The sequence below is a fragment of the Pseudoalteromonas galatheae genome, assembly GCF_005886105.2.
Classification (GTDB): domain Bacteria; phylum Pseudomonadota; class Gammaproteobacteria; order Enterobacterales; family Alteromonadaceae; genus Pseudoalteromonas; species Pseudoalteromonas galatheae.
Map to the genome: position 1 here is coordinate 270,252 of NZ_PNCO02000002.1, position 17,272 is coordinate 287,523.

General features: G+C 41.7%; 10 protein-coding genes. 3 read left to right on the forward strand and 7 right to left on the reverse strand.

Annotation, left to right across the window (positions count from 1 at the left end; translation table 11 throughout):
* Window positions 1-99 precede the first annotated feature (99 nt).
* The gene (locus CWC29_RS19270; protein ID WP_128727076.1) at window positions 100-579 is read left to right on the forward strand and encodes a hypothetical protein; all 480 of its coding nucleotides are present in this window, start codon (window positions 100-102) and stop codon (window positions 577-579) included.
* Window positions 580-582: 3 nt separating this feature from the next.
* Here the strand turns inward: CWC29_RS19270 and CWC29_RS19275 are convergent, their stop codons facing one another.
* From CWC29_RS19275 to CWC29_RS19300, 6 genes are all read right to left on the reverse strand, one after another.
* Window positions 583-1,746 carry an anhydro-N-acetylmuramic acid kinase gene (locus tag CWC29_RS19275; protein WP_128727075.1) on the reverse strand — a complete coding sequence of 388 codons (1,164 nt, stop codon included), beginning with the start codon at window positions 1,744-1,746 and terminating at the stop codon, window positions 583-585.
* On the reverse strand, window positions 1,747-3,681 hold the full coding sequence (locus CWC29_RS19280) for a RecQ family ATP-dependent DNA helicase (protein ID WP_138523628.1): 1,935 nt from the start codon (window positions 3,679-3,681) through the stop codon (window positions 1,747-1,749). It lies immediately after the preceding gene.
* The gene (locus CWC29_RS19285) at window positions 3,678-4,439 is read right to left on the reverse strand and encodes a substrate-binding periplasmic protein (RefSeq protein ID WP_128727073.1); all 762 of its coding nucleotides are present in this window, start codon (window positions 4,437-4,439) and stop codon (window positions 3,678-3,680) included. The genes CWC29_RS19280 and CWC29_RS19285 overlap by 4 nt, the downstream gene beginning before the upstream one ends.
* Window positions 4,440-4,605: 166 nt before the next feature.
* Window positions 4,606-7,074, reverse strand: coding sequence for a glycosyl hydrolase family 18 protein (locus CWC29_RS19290; protein WP_138523626.1), 2,469 nt, complete (start codon window positions 7,072-7,074; stop codon window positions 4,606-4,608).
* A 52-nt stretch (window positions 7,075-7,126) separates the two neighbouring features.
* Entirely contained in the window at window positions 7,127-8,554 is a 1,428-nt protein-coding gene (locus tag CWC29_RS19295; protein WP_138523624.1) for a lytic polysaccharide monooxygenase, read from the reverse strand.
* A gap of 47 nt (window positions 8,555-8,601) precedes the next feature.
* Window positions 8,602-11,715: a glycosyl hydrolase family 18 protein gene (locus CWC29_RS19300; RefSeq protein WP_138523622.1), complete on the reverse strand. Its 3,114-nt coding sequence runs from the start codon at window positions 11,713-11,715 to the stop codon at window positions 8,602-8,604.
* Between the two features lie 403 nt (window positions 11,716-12,118).
* Between CWC29_RS19300 and CWC29_RS19305 the strand changes: the two genes are divergently transcribed.
* Window positions 12,119-13,441: an HD domain-containing phosphohydrolase gene (locus CWC29_RS19305; RefSeq protein ID WP_128727069.1), complete on the forward strand. Its 1,323-nt coding sequence runs from the start codon at window positions 12,119-12,121 to the stop codon at window positions 13,439-13,441.
* A 436-nt stretch (window positions 13,442-13,877) separates the two neighbouring features.
* Here CWC29_RS19305 and ydiJ read toward each other — a convergent pair whose 3' ends face one another.
* A complete protein-coding gene (gene ydiJ, locus CWC29_RS19310) occupies window positions 13,878-16,916 on the reverse strand; it encodes a D-2-hydroxyglutarate dehydrogenase YdiJ (protein WP_138523620.1) in 3,039 nt (1,012 codons plus the stop codon).
* 139 nt (window positions 16,917-17,055) lie between these two features.
* Here ydiJ and CWC29_RS19315 point away from each other — a divergent pair, with 139 nt between their 5' ends.
* Window positions 17,056-17,262, forward strand: a complete 207-nt coding sequence (locus tag CWC29_RS19315; RefSeq protein ID WP_128727067.1) for a YbaN family protein — start codon at window positions 17,056-17,058, stop codon at window positions 17,260-17,262.
* Window positions 17,263-17,272 lie beyond the last annotated feature (10 nt).

Here is a 17,272-nt window from a genome sequence, read left to right on the forward strand (position 1 = left end):
GCCGAGCTTTGACTTTTTTAGTCTTTGGTTGGTAAGTCATAATTCTGTAATCTAGCTTTGAGATAATTAACATTGTCTTGTAAATAACGAAAGAAAGTAATGAGTAGCAAACCTGGTATTTTTAGTTTTAATGCAGCACAGATCACAAGTTCTATGAGGGGACAGTACCGTGCTGTTCAGCCCTATGAGAAGCTTAGTCTGCAACCAGGTGAGCAAGGACTTTCTTTGGTAATTGAGTTGCCAATCGATGCACGTATTGATGACCGAGTTAACGTTGTACTTACAAAGCACGACGAGCGGAATGCAAAGTGCGAGGTCTCTTTGGTGGTAGATCCGGAGTCTTATCTCACTAAGATTGTAGAAATCAAAGTAAAGCAATCGCTTGATGCTGGTCCCTACTTTATGCAATTGAACCTAGTGGGGCTCCACGATTATTTAAAGAATGCAGCTGAGTTTGATATCATTTTGAATGAGAGAATTACCGTAAGCGAGCCAGTATCTGAGCTTGTCAAAACTCAGACTACTGGCTTCAAACGTATTTTTAACTCGGCAGTGAGCGCAGTATTATCCGTTTTTTAGCGACTATGCTGGTAATGAAATCTTACCCATAGAAAAAGGCAGTGCATTACTATCACCTGAAACGGTTTCATTCGCAAGTAGCGCAAACAAAGCGGCTTCTTTGGCGTCGGGGTTTACTCCCAGTTGTAAAAAGTCCTTGAGTAAAACATGGTTACTCAAATGGCTTTCAATTCGCTCCATTAAAAATACATTATGAATACCACCTCCGCTAATATATAGCTCTAATTCAGTTGTACCAAGCTCATTCACCGCATTTGCGACAGTGATAGCTGTGAATTCAGTCAGTGTCGTGATGATATCTTCATGATTATAATCTTTTCCATCCAATGCGTGATGCACAAAGGTTTGATTAAATAACTCTTGTCCAGTTGATTTTGGAAGTGGCATCTCAAAGAATTGGTGCGACAGTAAAGCTTCGAGAAATGGCAATTGAATTTTGCCACTTGACGCAATCTCACCATTTTCATCGAATGGCAGTCCCAATACGTGGCGGCAATATTGGTCTACTAATGTGTTTCCAGGACCAATGTCACTACTTATACTCTGCGTAAGTGTACAGTTTTTTGGTAAATAAGTAAGGTTTGAAATACCGCCAATATTGAGCAAAACCCTATCGATACTCGTGCTCGAATATAACAGGTAGTCACCATATTGCACGAGAGGCGCTCCTTCATATCCCTTGGCGATATGCTTTTGTCTAAAGTCTGCGATGGTGATGATGTTCGTTTTTGTCGCAATAATATCAGCATCAACGATTTGCAAGGTGCTATTTAATTTTTCAAAGTCAGCAAAGGCTTGTTTCGGACAATGGTAAAGTGTTTGTCCATGACTCGCTATTAAATCAACAGTGTCGGCTGCAACTTGCCACTCTGCCAAAATATTATTGATTAGACTTGCGTACAACTCGCCGAGCCACGCATTTAATTGACACAACGTCTTAAGATTTACCTGAGATCTAGACGCATGATCACTGAGAAGCTGCTTTTGCGAAGGGTTATATTCTATTGTGGTAAATCGCTCAACCGTTAGCTGTGTATGTTTCCCGGCACCTTCAATTTTACATAACGCAATATCTAACCCATCTAATGAGGTACCGCTCATTAGTCCGAGTATATATTTGGTCTTTTTTTCCGCGATCGTGGCGAGTTTAATAATATCTGCTTTCATCTATAAAGCGCGCTCCATGATCAATGCTCTTGCCTTTTCATACTTTACTCCGGATAAACTGCCAAATCCTTCAAGTTGTCTGAATTTATATTTAGTAAAATAGGGGCAATTTAAGCCTAGTAAAAACAATGTTTTGAGGTGAGTAGAAAAATTAACGCCGCGTTGCGACGCAAACTGTGAAGCGTCTCTTAAAATATTTCTTGTTGTTTCAATATCTAATCCGTGGCTCTCTTGTGCATTGACGATCAAATGCTTACCGCTGCAGACCCCACAATGGCCACATTGCTCTGGTGCGTGCATATCGCCGAAATAACTGGCGAGCGCTTTGTGGTAACAGGAAGTCAGCTGGAAAAATTTGAGTAAATGTCTTAGCCGTGCAAGTTCGCCTTGCTCTTTAATTTGTGATTGCTGGTAGAAAGACTCAACCAGTTCATTAATGTTAACTTGTTGGACAGGCTTTGAATAAACCGAAGTATATTTAGCGACTTTTACGTCAATCAGTTGTTGATTTTGCAAATACTCAACGACTTCTTGCGCTTTAGTAAGGGAGATGTTGTACCCATCTAATGCTTGATGTGAAAGTAATCCCCATTTCTTTTTGAATTCAAAACATGAGAATAGCTGAGACAAAAACAGTTGCCGTTCCGGCGAGTACCTGGCTAATATTTTATCTTTGTCTTGAGTAAATGCGATACTTAGCTCCGCAAAGTAGCTGTAGTTTACCCGTAAGTAACCTTGCAGTTCGAGTTGGACAATAAGTGTTTTTAATACCAATTGATTAATATTGGTTTTGTAGGCAAGTTCGTATTCGTTGAGGTGATAATCTGTAGCTGGCTCACCGAAAAGTTCGTTAAAAAGCAGCGTTAATGACTCTCGCTCTAATGCACTGGCATAAACGAAGTTCTCTAATGTGGCAATTTTTTCATTATTAATTAAAGCAACGCAATGTGCATTTTCGCCATCCCTGCCAGCCCTACCGACTTCTTGACTATATCCCTCAATAGATTTTGGCATATCATAATGTAGTACCCAGCGAACATCGGGTTTGTCTACACCCATACCAAACGCAATAGTCGCTACAACGATAAGATTAGCTTTCGCTAGAAAGTCAGCTTGAATTTGGGCCTTTTTCTCACTCTGCAATGATGCATGAAAGGCTTCTGCAGGAAAGCCACAAGCGGTTATCATTTTTGCTACTTCTTCAGCTTGTTTTTGCTGCGTGACATAAACGATACCTGCGCCTTTTGCTTTTTTCAAAAAGGCGAGTAGATATTCGTCTTTCTGAGATTCGCTAATATGCGCCGCACTTAAGAATAGGTTCTTACGGTAAAAGCCCGTTCTAATGATATTTTGATCGGATACATCGAATTTATCTGCCATATCGCGTGCAACTTTATTTGTTGCTGTCGCGGTGAGTAATAGCACTTGGTTGACACCAAGTTCATATCGATATTTAGCCACTTTTAGGTAATCTGGCCTGAAATTATGTCCCCACTCAGAAATACAATGCGCTTCATCAATGACAAGAAAAGAGATATTGCTTTGTGATAATAGAGTCCGAGCCTTTTGGCTATTCAGCCGCTCGACAGATATAAAGAGGACTTTAAGAGCATTGTTTCGCACCGCATTTTCTATGCGTAATGTTTCCTCTTTATTTTGAGTACTATCAAGACAAGCCGTCGCAACCCCTTTACTTTGTAGGTAATCTCGTTGTTCATGCATCAATGCCAATAGCGGTGAAACGACTACGCACACCCCTTGCTTCATGATTGCTGGTAACTGATAACACAACGACTTGCCTGCACCAGTTGCAAAAATAGCGATTGCACTTTGGCCTTGCAGTATAGATTCTATGACTTCCGATTGTCCCGGGCGAAGTGTCGTATGTCCAAATGTGCTTTGTAATGTTTGAAGGAGTTGCTGCTGTTGAGTCATCCTGAATCTTTTCTATATTTTTCTGAGATATTCGCTATTGTGCCATTTAAATTGGTAATTGCTTCATTGACCCGCTCAATGTCACTACGCTTAAATGCATGACGTCCAAGCATAAAATGAATAGCGTTATCGTTAACTACATAAGGGTGTAGCTGAATGCTTTGATAGCCTAGCTTGTTGATATAGTAGTAGCCTGCGTCTTCATCTTCAATCAGAAAATCGACGCGGTTTTTAGCCACCATTTCTATTCGCCTGTCCAAGCTCGCGATTTCAAACAACCGCTTGTCATACCAATCGATTTTTTTTATTTGCTTCACTTCCTCACCGTAGTAGGCTCCGGGATTAGCCGTAAATGTATAGCCTGCAGAAAATAACTCGATTAAGTTGCTATCGAGATCTATTTCCTTGTTAGCAAACAAACGCATTTTTTCACGCCGATATGGCGACGAGAAGTAAGCGATTTTTGCTCTATCAACACTAAAACTTGCGGATGGTAGGACATCAATTAAGCCCTTCTCAAGCTCGGTGATCCCACGTGCTGATGAAGGAAGTTGAATAAACTCGATACAAAACCCGGCGCGCTCAAACACTGCTCTAGTGATATCTACGTCTATGCCATAAGGACGAGTGCCATACATAACAAAAGGCGGCCAGCTAGAGCCAATGCCGATTTTTAGGGACAACTTATCCGCGCAATCGGAAGCGTAGCTTTTTGGAAAAGCCAAAACGAATAATAAAACGGATAGACGAATAAGCACTGCCAGAACTTATGACTCTTTTATGAAGTTCATTATGTCATTATGAAAGACCAAGCAGAAAAAGAAAGAAGAAATTGCTGATAAAAGCCAGATAATGGATAACTTTATGTTTATGTGCATAAAAAATGAGCTTGACTGGCAAGCTCATTAATTGGGGATGGTTAGATTAGTTAGTTACTGCTTTCCATACCGCAGCAGTTCCAGGTTCCTCGCCTCGAGTCCACCATTTTGCTTCAAAGACATTACCATTGTGAATTACACGGTCACCACCAACATATACGGTAGAGCGATCCCAAGTCGGGTATTGGGCGCCACCGTCTTTAATTGTGACATTGAATGTTGTATCTACAGCGTTAACCCCGTCTGATACGGTAACTGTGACTGGCACGGTTGTGTCGGCAGTGACATTTGCAGCAGTAATAGTGGCTGAGCTACCATTTGCTACAACGCTCAGTTCGGCTGGTGCATTCCAGCTATAGCTAAGTGCTGCGCCTTCAGGGTCAGTAGCTGATACATTGACAGTAGCCGAGGCTCCTTCGTTAACCGTAATATCTGAAACCGGTGTAACGACTGGCGCTGCATTTGCACCTTCTGGGTTTACAACTACAGCGACTGTTTTGGTTGTTGACAATGCGCCGTCATTCACCGTTACAGTCAAGTCATAGCTTGTCTGCTGAGTGACAGATGGAGCAGTTACAGCGACAGCTGCGGTGTTGTTAGCAGATAAAGCCAAACCAGGCGCAGCAACCCATGAGTAGGTTAGTGGATCATTGTCTAAATCGCTTGCTTGCGCATCAACATTCACAACCTGACCTGAGGTCACATTGATTGGTCCAGAAACGCCGATAGAAGGAGCACGATTAGGGATCTCACCCGCTGTAAGGCCATCATACATCGCATTTAGAATGTCGCCATTATCAGCGTCAATTTCCCAAGCAAATAAACCAGCCAGTTGATGAGTGTTCGCATACTGGCCTTTTGCGATAACGCTGCGTGGGCTATCGTAAGTGATGAGTTTACCGTTACTTCTGTTCCAAACATATGCTGCTTGTGCTTGCTCATCGTAGCCTACTTCATAACCATTAACGCCTGAACCACCTTGGCCTACAGCGTTTGCTGCAATAGCCTTGTAATCCATAATACCCGGCTCCCAAACGCCCTCACTTGTAGAACCAGTCAACGGCCCATTGCCCGGCGCTGTCATTGGATTGCCTGGAATGGTCGCATTTGCATCAAGCACACCTTCCCAGCCGCGACCGTACATTGCAACGCCCATAACGAGCTTAGAGGGCTGTACACCTTGTTGAAGTAATAACTGAATTGCATGGTCGCCAGTGTATGCAGGGCCTTTGCGTGGCACTCCATTGTCATCAACACCTGTACCGTTACATTCATCTGTACTTAGATGAGAGCCACAATAGATACCAGTCTGATGACCCGTTTCATTGTTCCAAGCGCCATAGAAGTCATAGGTCATCGCAAAGATATAGTCCATATACTGCTGAGCAGCTTGGTAATCTACATCTTCAATCTTGTCGTAACCTGCACCTATTGCAGAAGTCAGCTCATATTGACGGCCAGTTTCAGCTTCTAATTCATCTAGCATTGCACGAAGTTCTTGCATTAGCGCCACATATGCTGGACCGTCGTTAACTGGATCGCCCAAATCTGGGTTTGGACCATCACCGCCGGGAAATTCCCAATCGATATCTACACCGTCATAGAACTTCCAAGTTTTAAGAAATTGTTTTACTGACGCGACGAAAGTGTCGCGGTTTGCTTTATTTGTAAAGCCATGGAACGGATCTGATAGCGTCCACCCCCCTACCGAAGGGAGAATTTTAAGATCTGGATAACGTTGTTTTAGTGCCATCAATTGAGAATAAACACCGCGAATAGGATCTTTTGCATCCACCCCTGGCATAGATTTTTGGACGGCTGCCCAAGGGTCATGAATGACGACTTCATAATCTTGAGAGTCAGCACATGCAGTTTGTAGCGCTCTCCAACTATTACCATTTTCAATGGATTTGAGTGATTCGTTAGGACCACAAATAGGAATAAAGCCATATAAAATGTGAGATAAGTTATGCGCTGGGATCTTAGTTACGTCGTAGTCACGACCATAAATGCCCCATTCAACGAAATATGCACCCGTTACCCGGCCTGGAATTGTCCCGTTATTGCGGTTGTTAGGATCTACATTCATAGGAAGTGGCGCGAGATGTGCACCGTCTGTGTCGGCAATGACGATTTCTTTCCCTGCGCTTCTTGCACATACAGTACCTTCACATAGCTCTAAATAAAGCTGATGGCGACCGGATTTAGTATAGGGAAATTGTACTACGCCACTTTTAGTACCAGCTGCAAGCGTACCTTGGTTAACGAGCTGGTCATCAAAATATACTTTATAATTGTCGCCGCCAGAGCCACTCCATGCATTCCATTTGATGCTGATATTGACAACTTCTTTGGCTTTAACCAGTTGTTTGTATGAGCCTAGCCCATCAACGTTAACCTCAACGAACGAATACTGTTGTGGCTGCCAGTCTAGCGTTGGTGTGGAAGGAGCGGCAAGTGCTCCGCCACTCAGTAAGGCAAGTCCTATATAGCTGGTGATTTTGTTAAGTTTCATATCTTCAACCTTATTGTAGTTACATGTTGTACCCAATTAATTTGGGTTTTCTTTAAATTGCTTTCCAAACATCGGACGTGCCGGGTTCTTCTCCTTGCGTCCACCACTTGGCTTCATATACTTTTTGTTTATGCGTTACTCTGTCGCCTGCGACATAAGTAGTTGTGCTACTCCAAGCTGGGTATTGGTTATTGGTGCTATCTTGAACGGTAATTTTGAAACTTACGGTCGTGCTTGCTTTGCCATCGGTGACATTAAGTTCAGCCTGAAAGGTTTGATCAGCGGTAACTTCAGGTGTTGAGATGGTAATGGTGTCACCTTCGCCACTAAAGCTAAGTGGTGCAGGAATGCTCCAAATGAACGATAGTGGATCATTTTGGTCGTCAAATGCATGTGCATGCACGGTCACTTGGCTGTTTTCTGAGATAATTTGGTTAGAAATTGGGTTCACCGTAGGGGCCGTGTTGTCGCCGCCTTTTACGATGCTAAGATTGCTAGTGTAGGCTACACTTGGCAAAAATACTTCGTTTGCCAATAAGGCGTTAGGATCAAATACGATTGAGCCATCCGCTTGCTTAATACCAATGTTGACCTTATTACCGTAGTTGCTATTAAGATAAAGAGCTAACTCAGCTTGCCATCTTGATACATTAGTGGAGGTTACATTCAGGTGATGGCTAATTAATTCGTTGCCAGATTGGTCAAATGTCCTAAACCACACACTATCGCCGGCTTTAGCATCTTGGCCTTGTTTTACGAAATAGCCGCTGCTCACCCATTCTGGTGGTGCCCCCGTTGGGGTTATTGTGATATCAGAGCAGTTATAAAATCCCTCTCCTGCGACATCAAACCGTTGCCAACGGGTATATAATACAGCATTGCCCTCTCGGCCTTGCGGTATATCTATTTCCATTTTATAGAAGCGCTTACCTTCAGGATCCACGACGAAATCAATATTGCCAAATTCATTAATAAGCTCTAAATCATTCCAAGTCAGTGGAGATGTATCACCATCATAGTTCGGCTTTGACAGGAAAAACTGCCAAAAGCTGGGGTTATGGGGGGTTGTAGCTCTAAAGCTAATGGCAAGTTTATTTTGGGCGTTTGGCTCTACAACTGTGCGCTGCCAGTGCGGTGAGACAACACTCATGCCACTTTTGTTCGGGTCGCCAGCTGAGCAAAGCGTACCATCGGGAATATTTGCTTTTACCGCCTCTAGATTATTGTAGTCAGCGGTATTGGTTGAAAACTCATGCTCTTGCACAAACTGAAAATGGCCTGAGTCTAGAAAAGCTGCTCGGCACGCTAGGTTTGGGATATTTGAACCATCATCTGGCCACCAATAACCTCCTTGCGCTTGACAGATAGCTTGCCTTGCTTTGGGAAAGTCCATAAAACCATGAGCTGAAACTGCGTTTGAAAGCAAAGCCGAGGTTACGCCAAAAAGACCAAGCGCATATTTACGGTATAAACTATTCATGCTTATTCGCCTTTCATAAAGGGGGAGCAAAGCTCCCCATTAACTATTTACAAATTGCAAACCTTGGTATAGTCGCTGCTGACTGATGGCTGCTTATTGCTCCACCACTTCGCTTCATACACCGCGTTTCCTTCAACAATTAAATCACCTTGAGCAGCATGTGTACCTTGTGGCAAATTAGGGTAAACCACAATTTGACTGATAGGTGTGCCTTTACAGCTAGTTACCGGATCGGTAGGTCCTGTGCCAGGTGCTGCGACCGGTAGGTCGTTATATTCGCTGGTGAATGCATAACGGTTTCCGTCTTTCTCAACTACAAAGTTAACGGGGCCAGAAATAGGCATGTAATACATGACTTGGGCATTGATGGTTTCGCCTGGAGCAAAAGACTTAGGCGTACCACCCCACTCATTCACAAGCGTGATTGAGAATCGATGGAATTCATTTTCGAAGCCGCCAATATTATTACCCGCAGCATTTGAGCCATTTACGTCCACTGCCATGCCTAGCTTTTCTTGTGCATTCCAGTTCGATTTAAAAATTGCCGATGTTGCAACAGGAACATCAAACGAAATTTTCGCGCCACTCAAATCTATCGCTGAGTTGTTGGTAAAGGCAAAAGTTGGTGCAATCGGATAGTTAGCATCTCCTGCTGGAAAATCCTTCGCTACGAAGGTTACATCAACAGCTGACGCTGGTTTTACAAAGCTCTTATTTCCTTGTTTTACAGAGTAAGGCGTGCCACTTTGGTTAAACTTGTTGTAGGCTAAGGTTGTTAGCGATGAACCCATAAAGTATTCATTCTTGCTAGCATCATAATCAAAGTCACCTGCAAGCTCCCAGAACATGATACCGCCTAGTTCTTGGTTGATGACATAGTCGACTTTGGCGGCCATTGATTCTTCATCTTCAATAGATAGAAAAACATTCTTGGTGGCGTTCCAGAGCCAAGGAGCAACGGCAACAGAATCGTAATGGCGCGTATAGCTGCCATTAATTTGATGCTCAGGGTTATTAACTGGGTCTAGTCCATAATCACTTAGGTAACTACCTAGCACGCCATTTTGAAGGTTTTTAACATGCCAAAGTGGGTTCGAACCTGCCGGTACTTCTAAGCCAACGTCGTTCTTGTCGTGCCACAAGTTATCGATACCTACTGCACCATTACCGCACTTGTTCTTTTCGCCGCTGCCAGTTCCTGGAGGGCAATCAGCTTGGTTAGGCAATGCAGCCTGTCCCCATAAACCATTTGTACCGCCCGTAACATCTCTAAAACCCCGAGTATAATAAGGGATGCCAATGTTGATCCGTCCTGCAGAGACAGAGCCTCTGAAATATTTGACCGCCCAATCAGTGTTAAGGTAACCAATTCCTTCAAATTCTTTGGTGCCATATACATTCCACTGCTTAAGTTCTGAATCTTCGCCAGTGTCGAATAGCGATGCGTTATGACCAACGTGCTGGTTCCACGCTCCGTGTAAGTCATAAGACATGATATTGACATAGTCTAGATACTTGGTGACTTGGAATGTCTCCATACCACGTAGAAGGTAACCAGAAGAAGGTGATGCAATCGTTAGTAAGTAGTGAGTATTGTCTTGTTGGCCTGCTTGGTCTAATGCTTCTCTCAGTTTTTTCATTAATACTTGATAAGAAGCATTCAATGCTGCTCTACGCGGGTTAGATATTGCAAAATCATCGGGATGACCAGAGTCATTCATTGAAGATGGGTATTCATAGTCGATATCGACACCATCAAAGTTGTATTTACGGATAAATTCAACGGAACTTGCTACAAACGCATCAATACCTGCATGATTCACGCTTCCATCTGCATTGGTAGTCATCGTATAGAAGCCACCGCTGGCGACACGCTTACCTGTTTCGTCAAAGTAGCCACCAGTTTCTGCCCAGCCGCCTACGGAGATCAAAGTTTTCACATCAGGGTGCTGTTTCTTGAATTTGTTCAGTAAGTTAAAGTGGCCGGTATAAGGAAGAGATGGATCCATTTCTGCCCCAGCAACACCTGGCCATGTCATATTCGTTGCAGGATTGTTAGGTGCAGTTGGGTTCCCTATTGATACCTTGTTATTGGCATCAACGTGCGCGAAAGCGTAATTGATGTGGGTGATCTTATCCCATGGAATATCATCAACTAAATAGCTAGGCTGACCATTCTTACCCGTTCTCCAGCTAGTAAAGTACCCTATGACACGTCTTGGGTGATCGCTTCCCATTTTTTCACGGCCGTTTTCATCGTAAATATCACAATAGTTAGGCGAAGTGTTGGGGGTCTGGTAAAGGCCATGTGGAACACAGCTGTTTGCAACTGGAGGTGTTTCAATCACACTTGCATTAAGTATGCTCTCAGCCGTTGCACCGGTATTATCTTCAACAATAAGCTTTAATGTTACCGCACCAAGTTGTGTTGGTGTCCAAGTGTGCTGAGCTGGTGTTGTTGTACTTTCAAATGCGATTTGGTCGTTAATAAGCAGCGTTAGTTTTGCTATTGAGCCGTCAGGATCCGAGCCATCAAGAACGATATCTACAGGTTGATCAATAACTAGATCACTACCTCCACCGAACGAAAGGTTTGCTGTAGGTAACTGATTTCCTGTCGTATTAACGATAACATTTGTTGTTAACGTGTTGGACACTGCTTGCTTATCATCTGTTGCAACAACAGAAATTGCGTGAGTTCCGGCGATTGCCGCCCAATTAAAGGAAAAGCTATCACCCGTTGCTGTTGTATCAATACCGACTGACATGCCATCTACAAAAAATTCTACCTGAGTTACTTCGCCATCTGTGTCTGTTGCATTTACAGAAATGGCAACGCTGTCATTTTCATTAAAAGAGGTCCCGTCAACTGGCAGTAAATTCTGTATTAAAGGTGGATTGTTGGTGACAACGCTGTCACAGTCACCCAATTTTTTCCAATCATCCCACGGACCAGAGTGTGTAATCGGATCGGCTTGTGTCCACCATTTTGCTTCAAAAGCTTGTTGCGATTTTTGTACCTGAGCGCCTCCATTGTAAGTAGAGTTTTGTGACCATTCTGGTAGGCCATCACAGTTGTAAGCATATGAGTTTGCGCAAAAAATAGCTCCAATGAACGCAGCCATTTGCGATAGTTTAAGGGTCTTTACATGTTGTTTCATAGTTTGGTTCTCCAACCATTTATTGTATTTGGTTAACAATAACACCATAAAGCTAACACATAAAATTAATATGGCAACAACAAATTTCGGTTTAAGTTTACGTTTACGTAAACGTTGTTTTCATCCTTTTTTCATTAAACTGTAACACTAACACTATGAAAAATATGCTTAGTTTCGTCTTGATAAGGCACATAAATTAAATTTGTAATTATTTAAAATTAAGTGATAGTTACCATTAAGATTTACCAAAAAGCATGTAAGTAACAGTTTGTTTTAGCGGTATATATTAAAAAGATATTAACAAGTCCAAAGTGTAATATAACTTATGAAACACTTACTCCCTTTCTTGTCGTCGTTTCCTTTTTGAACTAGATTTAACTTAATTCGTTTAGGAGAATGAACTTTGGAATTTGACGAGCAATCGACGACTGCAGGTGAAGCAATACGTATACTTTGTCTTGATGATGAAACGAACGTGATCCGTTCGCTCAATCGATTATTTCGTCAAAATGGAATACACGCAGAGCTCTGCAATGATCCACAACAAGCCTTGTCACTTGTGCGAGCATCCTCTTTTGAGGTTGTTATTAGTGATATGCGGATGCCCGAAATGGATGGTGCTACTTTCTTACACGAGGTGAAGAGTATTTGCCCAGATACACAAAGGATATTACTTACCGGATATTCTGATCTCTCATCAACAATTAAAGCGATTAACGAAAGTGGGATCCATGCATACATTCAAAAGCCTTGGGATAACGATATACTCGTACATACGGTAAGAGAGTGTTCAGAGAAATACAGATTAAAAAGATTAAATAAGAAGCTTAATAAAGAGATAGTACAAAAAAATGAGCAACTAACAGAACTAAATGAAAACCTGGAAGGATTAGTACAAAAACGGACAGCGCAGATCCGTAAAGTATTAAGTCAATTAGAGCAAGCTAACCAAAAAGAACGTAAAGAACATCGAGCGACCGTAGAGTTGCTATATAATTTTCTGAATGCGAATCCTTTTATTGATGGGAAAAAAGCAAAAAATATAGCCAAGTTATGTAGAATCATAGCCAAGAAGTTAGCGCTCTCAAATGAAGTAGCTGAAACGGCCATGATGTCGGGATATTTAGCTGAAGTTGGCTTACTTGCTATGGATCCTGAAATTTATAAATCACCAATAAGAAAGCTAAGCGAAGCACAAAAGAAAATCTATTATACACACCCTTCCATTGCACAGCTTATGTTGATGCCGGCGCAGCACTTATCTGATGTAGCTGAAGCGATTTATCATCAGTTTGAAAAGTTCAATGGCCAAGGTATCCCTAAAGGGCTTAAAGGTAAAGAAATTCCTTTGGGCTCACAAATACTTGCAGTCGCTAGAGATTATTATGACAATTTATATAGCACGAATGGTTCTGATAACGAGAGAGCTGATTTAGCACTAGACCTTATTCGAACCTATAGGGGAAGCTTTTATTCCCCTGAAATTGTTGATATTTTGGAGCAAGCAGTAAATAACAACGAGTTAGGCCAAGATCAAGTCGGCTCGGTTGATATCTTGACCACCGAAAAGCTCAAACCTGGCTTGACATTGGGCTTAGCACTTCACAGCAATCAAGGAATTTTATTATTACCAAAAGGGCACACCTTTACCGATAAGTCTATTGAAAAACTTAAGCAGCTTGAAGCGCAGCGTCCAATACCTTTTCGAATTATGATTAAGCGATAATTATATGCTTACTGGTGAGAGCTTTATTAAATACTTGTTTACTGACAGTGTTTAGATGATAGCCAATATAGCTTTCTCGGATGTTAACACGAATGAACTGCTAAACTATATCAATGAGTCTTAATACTTGGTCAATTTGTAGGAGCAAACCTGACGCTTACAGCTTTAAAGGTTTCTAATTTAGAACAACTAAATAGCAATAATTTCGCCTTGCTTACATTGATGTGAGTACCTAGGAAATAGCAGCCTGCGATAGCGGTGTTGTCGACAAGATTTTCTCGCCTCAAAATAGATCACTTAATTTTAAGCTAATTGGTATTATAGTGGCTCCTTTCAGTATGAGGGAACACATCATACATAAAGTCATATTAAGCCAATATTGGCTTTAGTTAAAATTAATTATAAAAAAGCCCAGTAAACTGGGCATTCTTAGGATTTAATCTAACATTTTGTTAAGTGCTTGAAGTGGGTGCTTTGGTTTTATTCCCTTAAAGCGTTTAACCTGACAGCGACAAGAGAAACCTGTCACTAATACTTCATCTAGAGCGGTGTTATCAATATGATGCTGCCAAGAGGATTCATAGAGCGCTCTTGAATTTTCTTGGTTTTGCGTTTCGTGGCCATAAGTTCCCGCCATGCCACAACATCCGGTATTAACCGCTTCTAAATTAGAGTTCAATTTATTAAAAATGCCTTGCCAAACACCTTTTGATTCAGGCATTGCTGTTGTTTCTGTACAGTGGCTTATTAACGTAAATTTTGACGGACTGATTGTCGCAGCCGTCGGGATTTCAACAGTTGAAAGCCATTCATGCGCCAATTGTACTTTAAAGTTACCCCTACTCTTTTTTAGGATATCATTATATTCATCGCGATAGCACATCACCAAAGAAGCATCGAGCCCAACTAGAGGCCTGTTATATTCACTGATTGTATTCAAAAACTGTGCAGCGCTGCTCGCGGTCGATTTAAATTCCTTTAAAAAACCTTTAACGTGTTGTGGTTTACCGTTTGGTTTAAATGGTAACACGAGTGGATAAAACCCAAGCTTTGATATAACTTGCACAAAGTCCGATACTAATTCCGCTTCATAGAAACTCGTAAAGGGGTCTTGAACAACAAATACTACGCTTTGCTGTTCTTCATCGCTTAACTTTTCGAAACGGCCCTCTGAATAGAAATATTTGTTCGGCACTAACTTGTTAAGCTGCATCTTACTTAGTGCCGGCGAGTCAACATAGCCAATTAGCCGTTCAACGAAAAAGTTTGATATTTTGTTACTTTGTAGGGCGTTAACTACATTTGGGAACTTGGCCATAGTAGGTAGTGCACGTTCAATGTTCGCAACTAGGTAGTCTTTAAGTGGTCGATTGTAACGACTGTAGTAAAAGTTTAAAAACTTAGCGCGAAACGTAGGAACATCAACTTTTATTGGGCATGCCGTTGTGCACGCTTTACAGGCTAAACATTCATCCATTGATGCTTTAACTTCATGGGAAAAGTCATATTCGCTTTTCTTACGGGTATTTAGAAAGCGCTCCCACCAAGTAGTGTCATTTTCATGGTTGATTAATTGTTTTTCTGTCGCAATCAAATCAACCCCTTTATTGTTTTGGAGTCTTAACCACTCTTTGAATAAGCCTGCACGTCCTTTTGGAGAGTTTCTGCGATCTTTGGTGACCTTGTACGATGGGCACATTGGTGATTTATCATCATAATTAAAGCAAAGTCCATTACCATTACAATTGATCGGTGCTTCGTAGTTTACTTTTACTTCAGTTGGGATTGTTCGGTCAAACCAAGCTCTTTTCTGCGCATCGACTGACACTAATTGGTCACCTGAATCCAGTGGTGTACAAATTTTTCCAGGATTTAAGCGATTGTTTTTATCAAACAAGCTTTTAATTTTACGAAGTTCATTAAATAGTTGCTCACCGAAAAACTCAGGTCCGTATTCACTTCGGTAACCTTTTCCATGCTCACCCCACATTAGTCCTCGGTATTTTGCGGTTAACGCCACTACCTTATCTGAGATCACACGTAGTAGTTTTTCCTGTTCAGGATCGCACATATCAAGCGCTGGGCGTACGTGTAAAACACCGGCGTCAACATGACCAAACATACCATAATCTAATTGATAACTATCAAGTAACTCTCTAAACTCAATGATAAAATCAGCAAGGTTTTCAGGTGGAACGGCTGTATCTTCAGCAAAAGCAAGTGGCTTTTTATTGCCCTTGGCGTTACCCAATAAGCCAACCGACTTTTTACGCATCGCATAAATCTTAAGGATATCCGCCTTATCATTGGTAAGTTGATAGCCAATAACACCTGCTTCTTTGTTCGCAATAAGCTGATCCAATCGTTGACATAAGCTATCGACTTTAGATGAAATTTCATCTTCTGATTCACCATTAAACTCAACCATGTTAAGACCTTGCATCTCAACACCGGGTACATCTTGAATTAAGTCCGATACTGAGTGCCAAATGATGTCTTCTTTGGCAAGACCTAAGACTTTACTGTCAACGGTTTCGACCGAAGTTGCATTAGCGGAAACCAAGAAAGGACTGTTTCTGAGTGCAGATTCAAATGAATCATACTTAATATTGATCAAAGTTTTAAATGGCTGAATTGGCGTTAAATTGAGTTTTGCTTCGGTGACAACACCAAGCGAACCTTCAGAGCCCGTAATAATTCGAGACAAGTCAAAAGTGGTTAGTGAATCGTCGAATACATTTTCGAGGTCATAACCCGTTAAAAAGCGGTTTAGTCTTGGAAATTTTTCAAGTATAAGTGCTCGATTGTTTCGACAGATCTCGATGACATTCGCATAAATGTGAGAAGTCTTTGAGTTTTGCTCAGCTAGTAACTCCGCTTTGTCAATTGCTAACTTTGAGGTATTTAGTTCTGTACCGTCCACCAAAAAGGTTTTTAACCCAAGTACATGATCGCTTGTTTTACCATAAACGAGAGAGCCTTGACCCGACGCATCAGTATTTACCATACCACCAATTGTTGCTCGGTTACTGGTGGAGAGATCTGGAGAAAAGAAATAACCGTAAGGTTTTAAAAAGTCATTAAGCTGATCTTTGATTACACCCGCTTGAACTCGAACCCAACCTTCTTGTTCATTGATCTCAAGAATTTCTCTCATGTGCCTCGAAAGATCTATCACGATACCTGGAGTAAGTGATTGACCATTAGTACCAGTTCCTCCTCCTCTCGGACCAAAGGTAAGAGATAAAAACGGGTCTTGTTGGGCGATTTCCAGCGCAAGCTGTACGTCTCGATTTGTTCTAGGAAACAATACAGCTTGAGGGATTTCTTGATAGATACTATTGTCGGTTGATGTAACAAGGCGAGTTGCATAACTCGAATCAATGTCTCCACTAAAACCTGCATCAATTAGTTTGCTTTGATAGAGGTTGATAAGTTCGTTTGCAGAATCCTGCTGACTAATATTTGCGATCATGACGGTATATTTTACTTGCTTTGAATTAATTGTATCACGAAGGATTAATGATCAACTTGAGAATTTTATGGTTTGTTACAATTGGAAATAGTTTATTTCACCATGCATCTTATACTCTTATTGTAAAGGAGGAAATAACATGAAAATTATTTACGACCTCGCTGGTATCGTGTTTTGCATTCTAGCATTGATCTTCTTTGTTGTGCCCGGTCCATCGATTATCTTTTTACTTGCGGCACTTGTGTGCTTTTCAATGAATCATGATGGTGCGAAGAAGCACCTAAAAAATGTGCAGCGTTTGTTTAAGCTTGGCTGCGAAAAGTTAGATAGGACATTTCAGAAATGAAATGGCCCCA

Bases quoted from the DNA above. Each gene is read 5' to 3' on its own strand.
- CWC29_RS19270 (WP_128727076.1), top strand. From the start codon at position 100: ATGAGTAGCAAACCTGGTATTTTTAGTTTTAATGCAGCACAGATCACA.
- CWC29_RS19275 (WP_128727075.1), bottom strand. From the start codon at position 1,746: ATGAAAGCAGATATTATTAAACTCGCCACGATCGCGGAAAAAAAGACC.
- CWC29_RS19280 (WP_138523628.1), bottom strand. From the start codon at position 3,681: ATGACTCAACAGCAGCAACTCCTTCAAACATTACAAAGCACATTTGGA.
- CWC29_RS19290 (WP_138523626.1), bottom strand. From the start codon at position 7,074: ATGAAACTTAACAAAATCACCAGCTATATAGGACTTGCCTTACTGAGT.
- CWC29_RS19295 (WP_138523624.1), bottom strand. From the start codon at position 8,554: ATGAATAGTTTATACCGTAAATATGCGCTTGGTCTTTTTGGCGTAACC.
- CWC29_RS19300 (WP_138523622.1), bottom strand. From the start codon at position 11,715: ATGAAACAACATGTAAAGACCCTTAAACTATCGCAAATGGCTGCGTTC.
- ydiJ (WP_138523620.1), bottom strand. From the start codon at position 16,916: ATGATCGCAAATATTAGTCAGCAGGATTCTGCAAACGAACTTATCAAC.
- CWC29_RS19315 (WP_128727067.1), top strand. From the start codon at position 17,056: ATGAAAATTATTTACGACCTCGCTGGTATCGTGTTTTGCATTCTAGCA.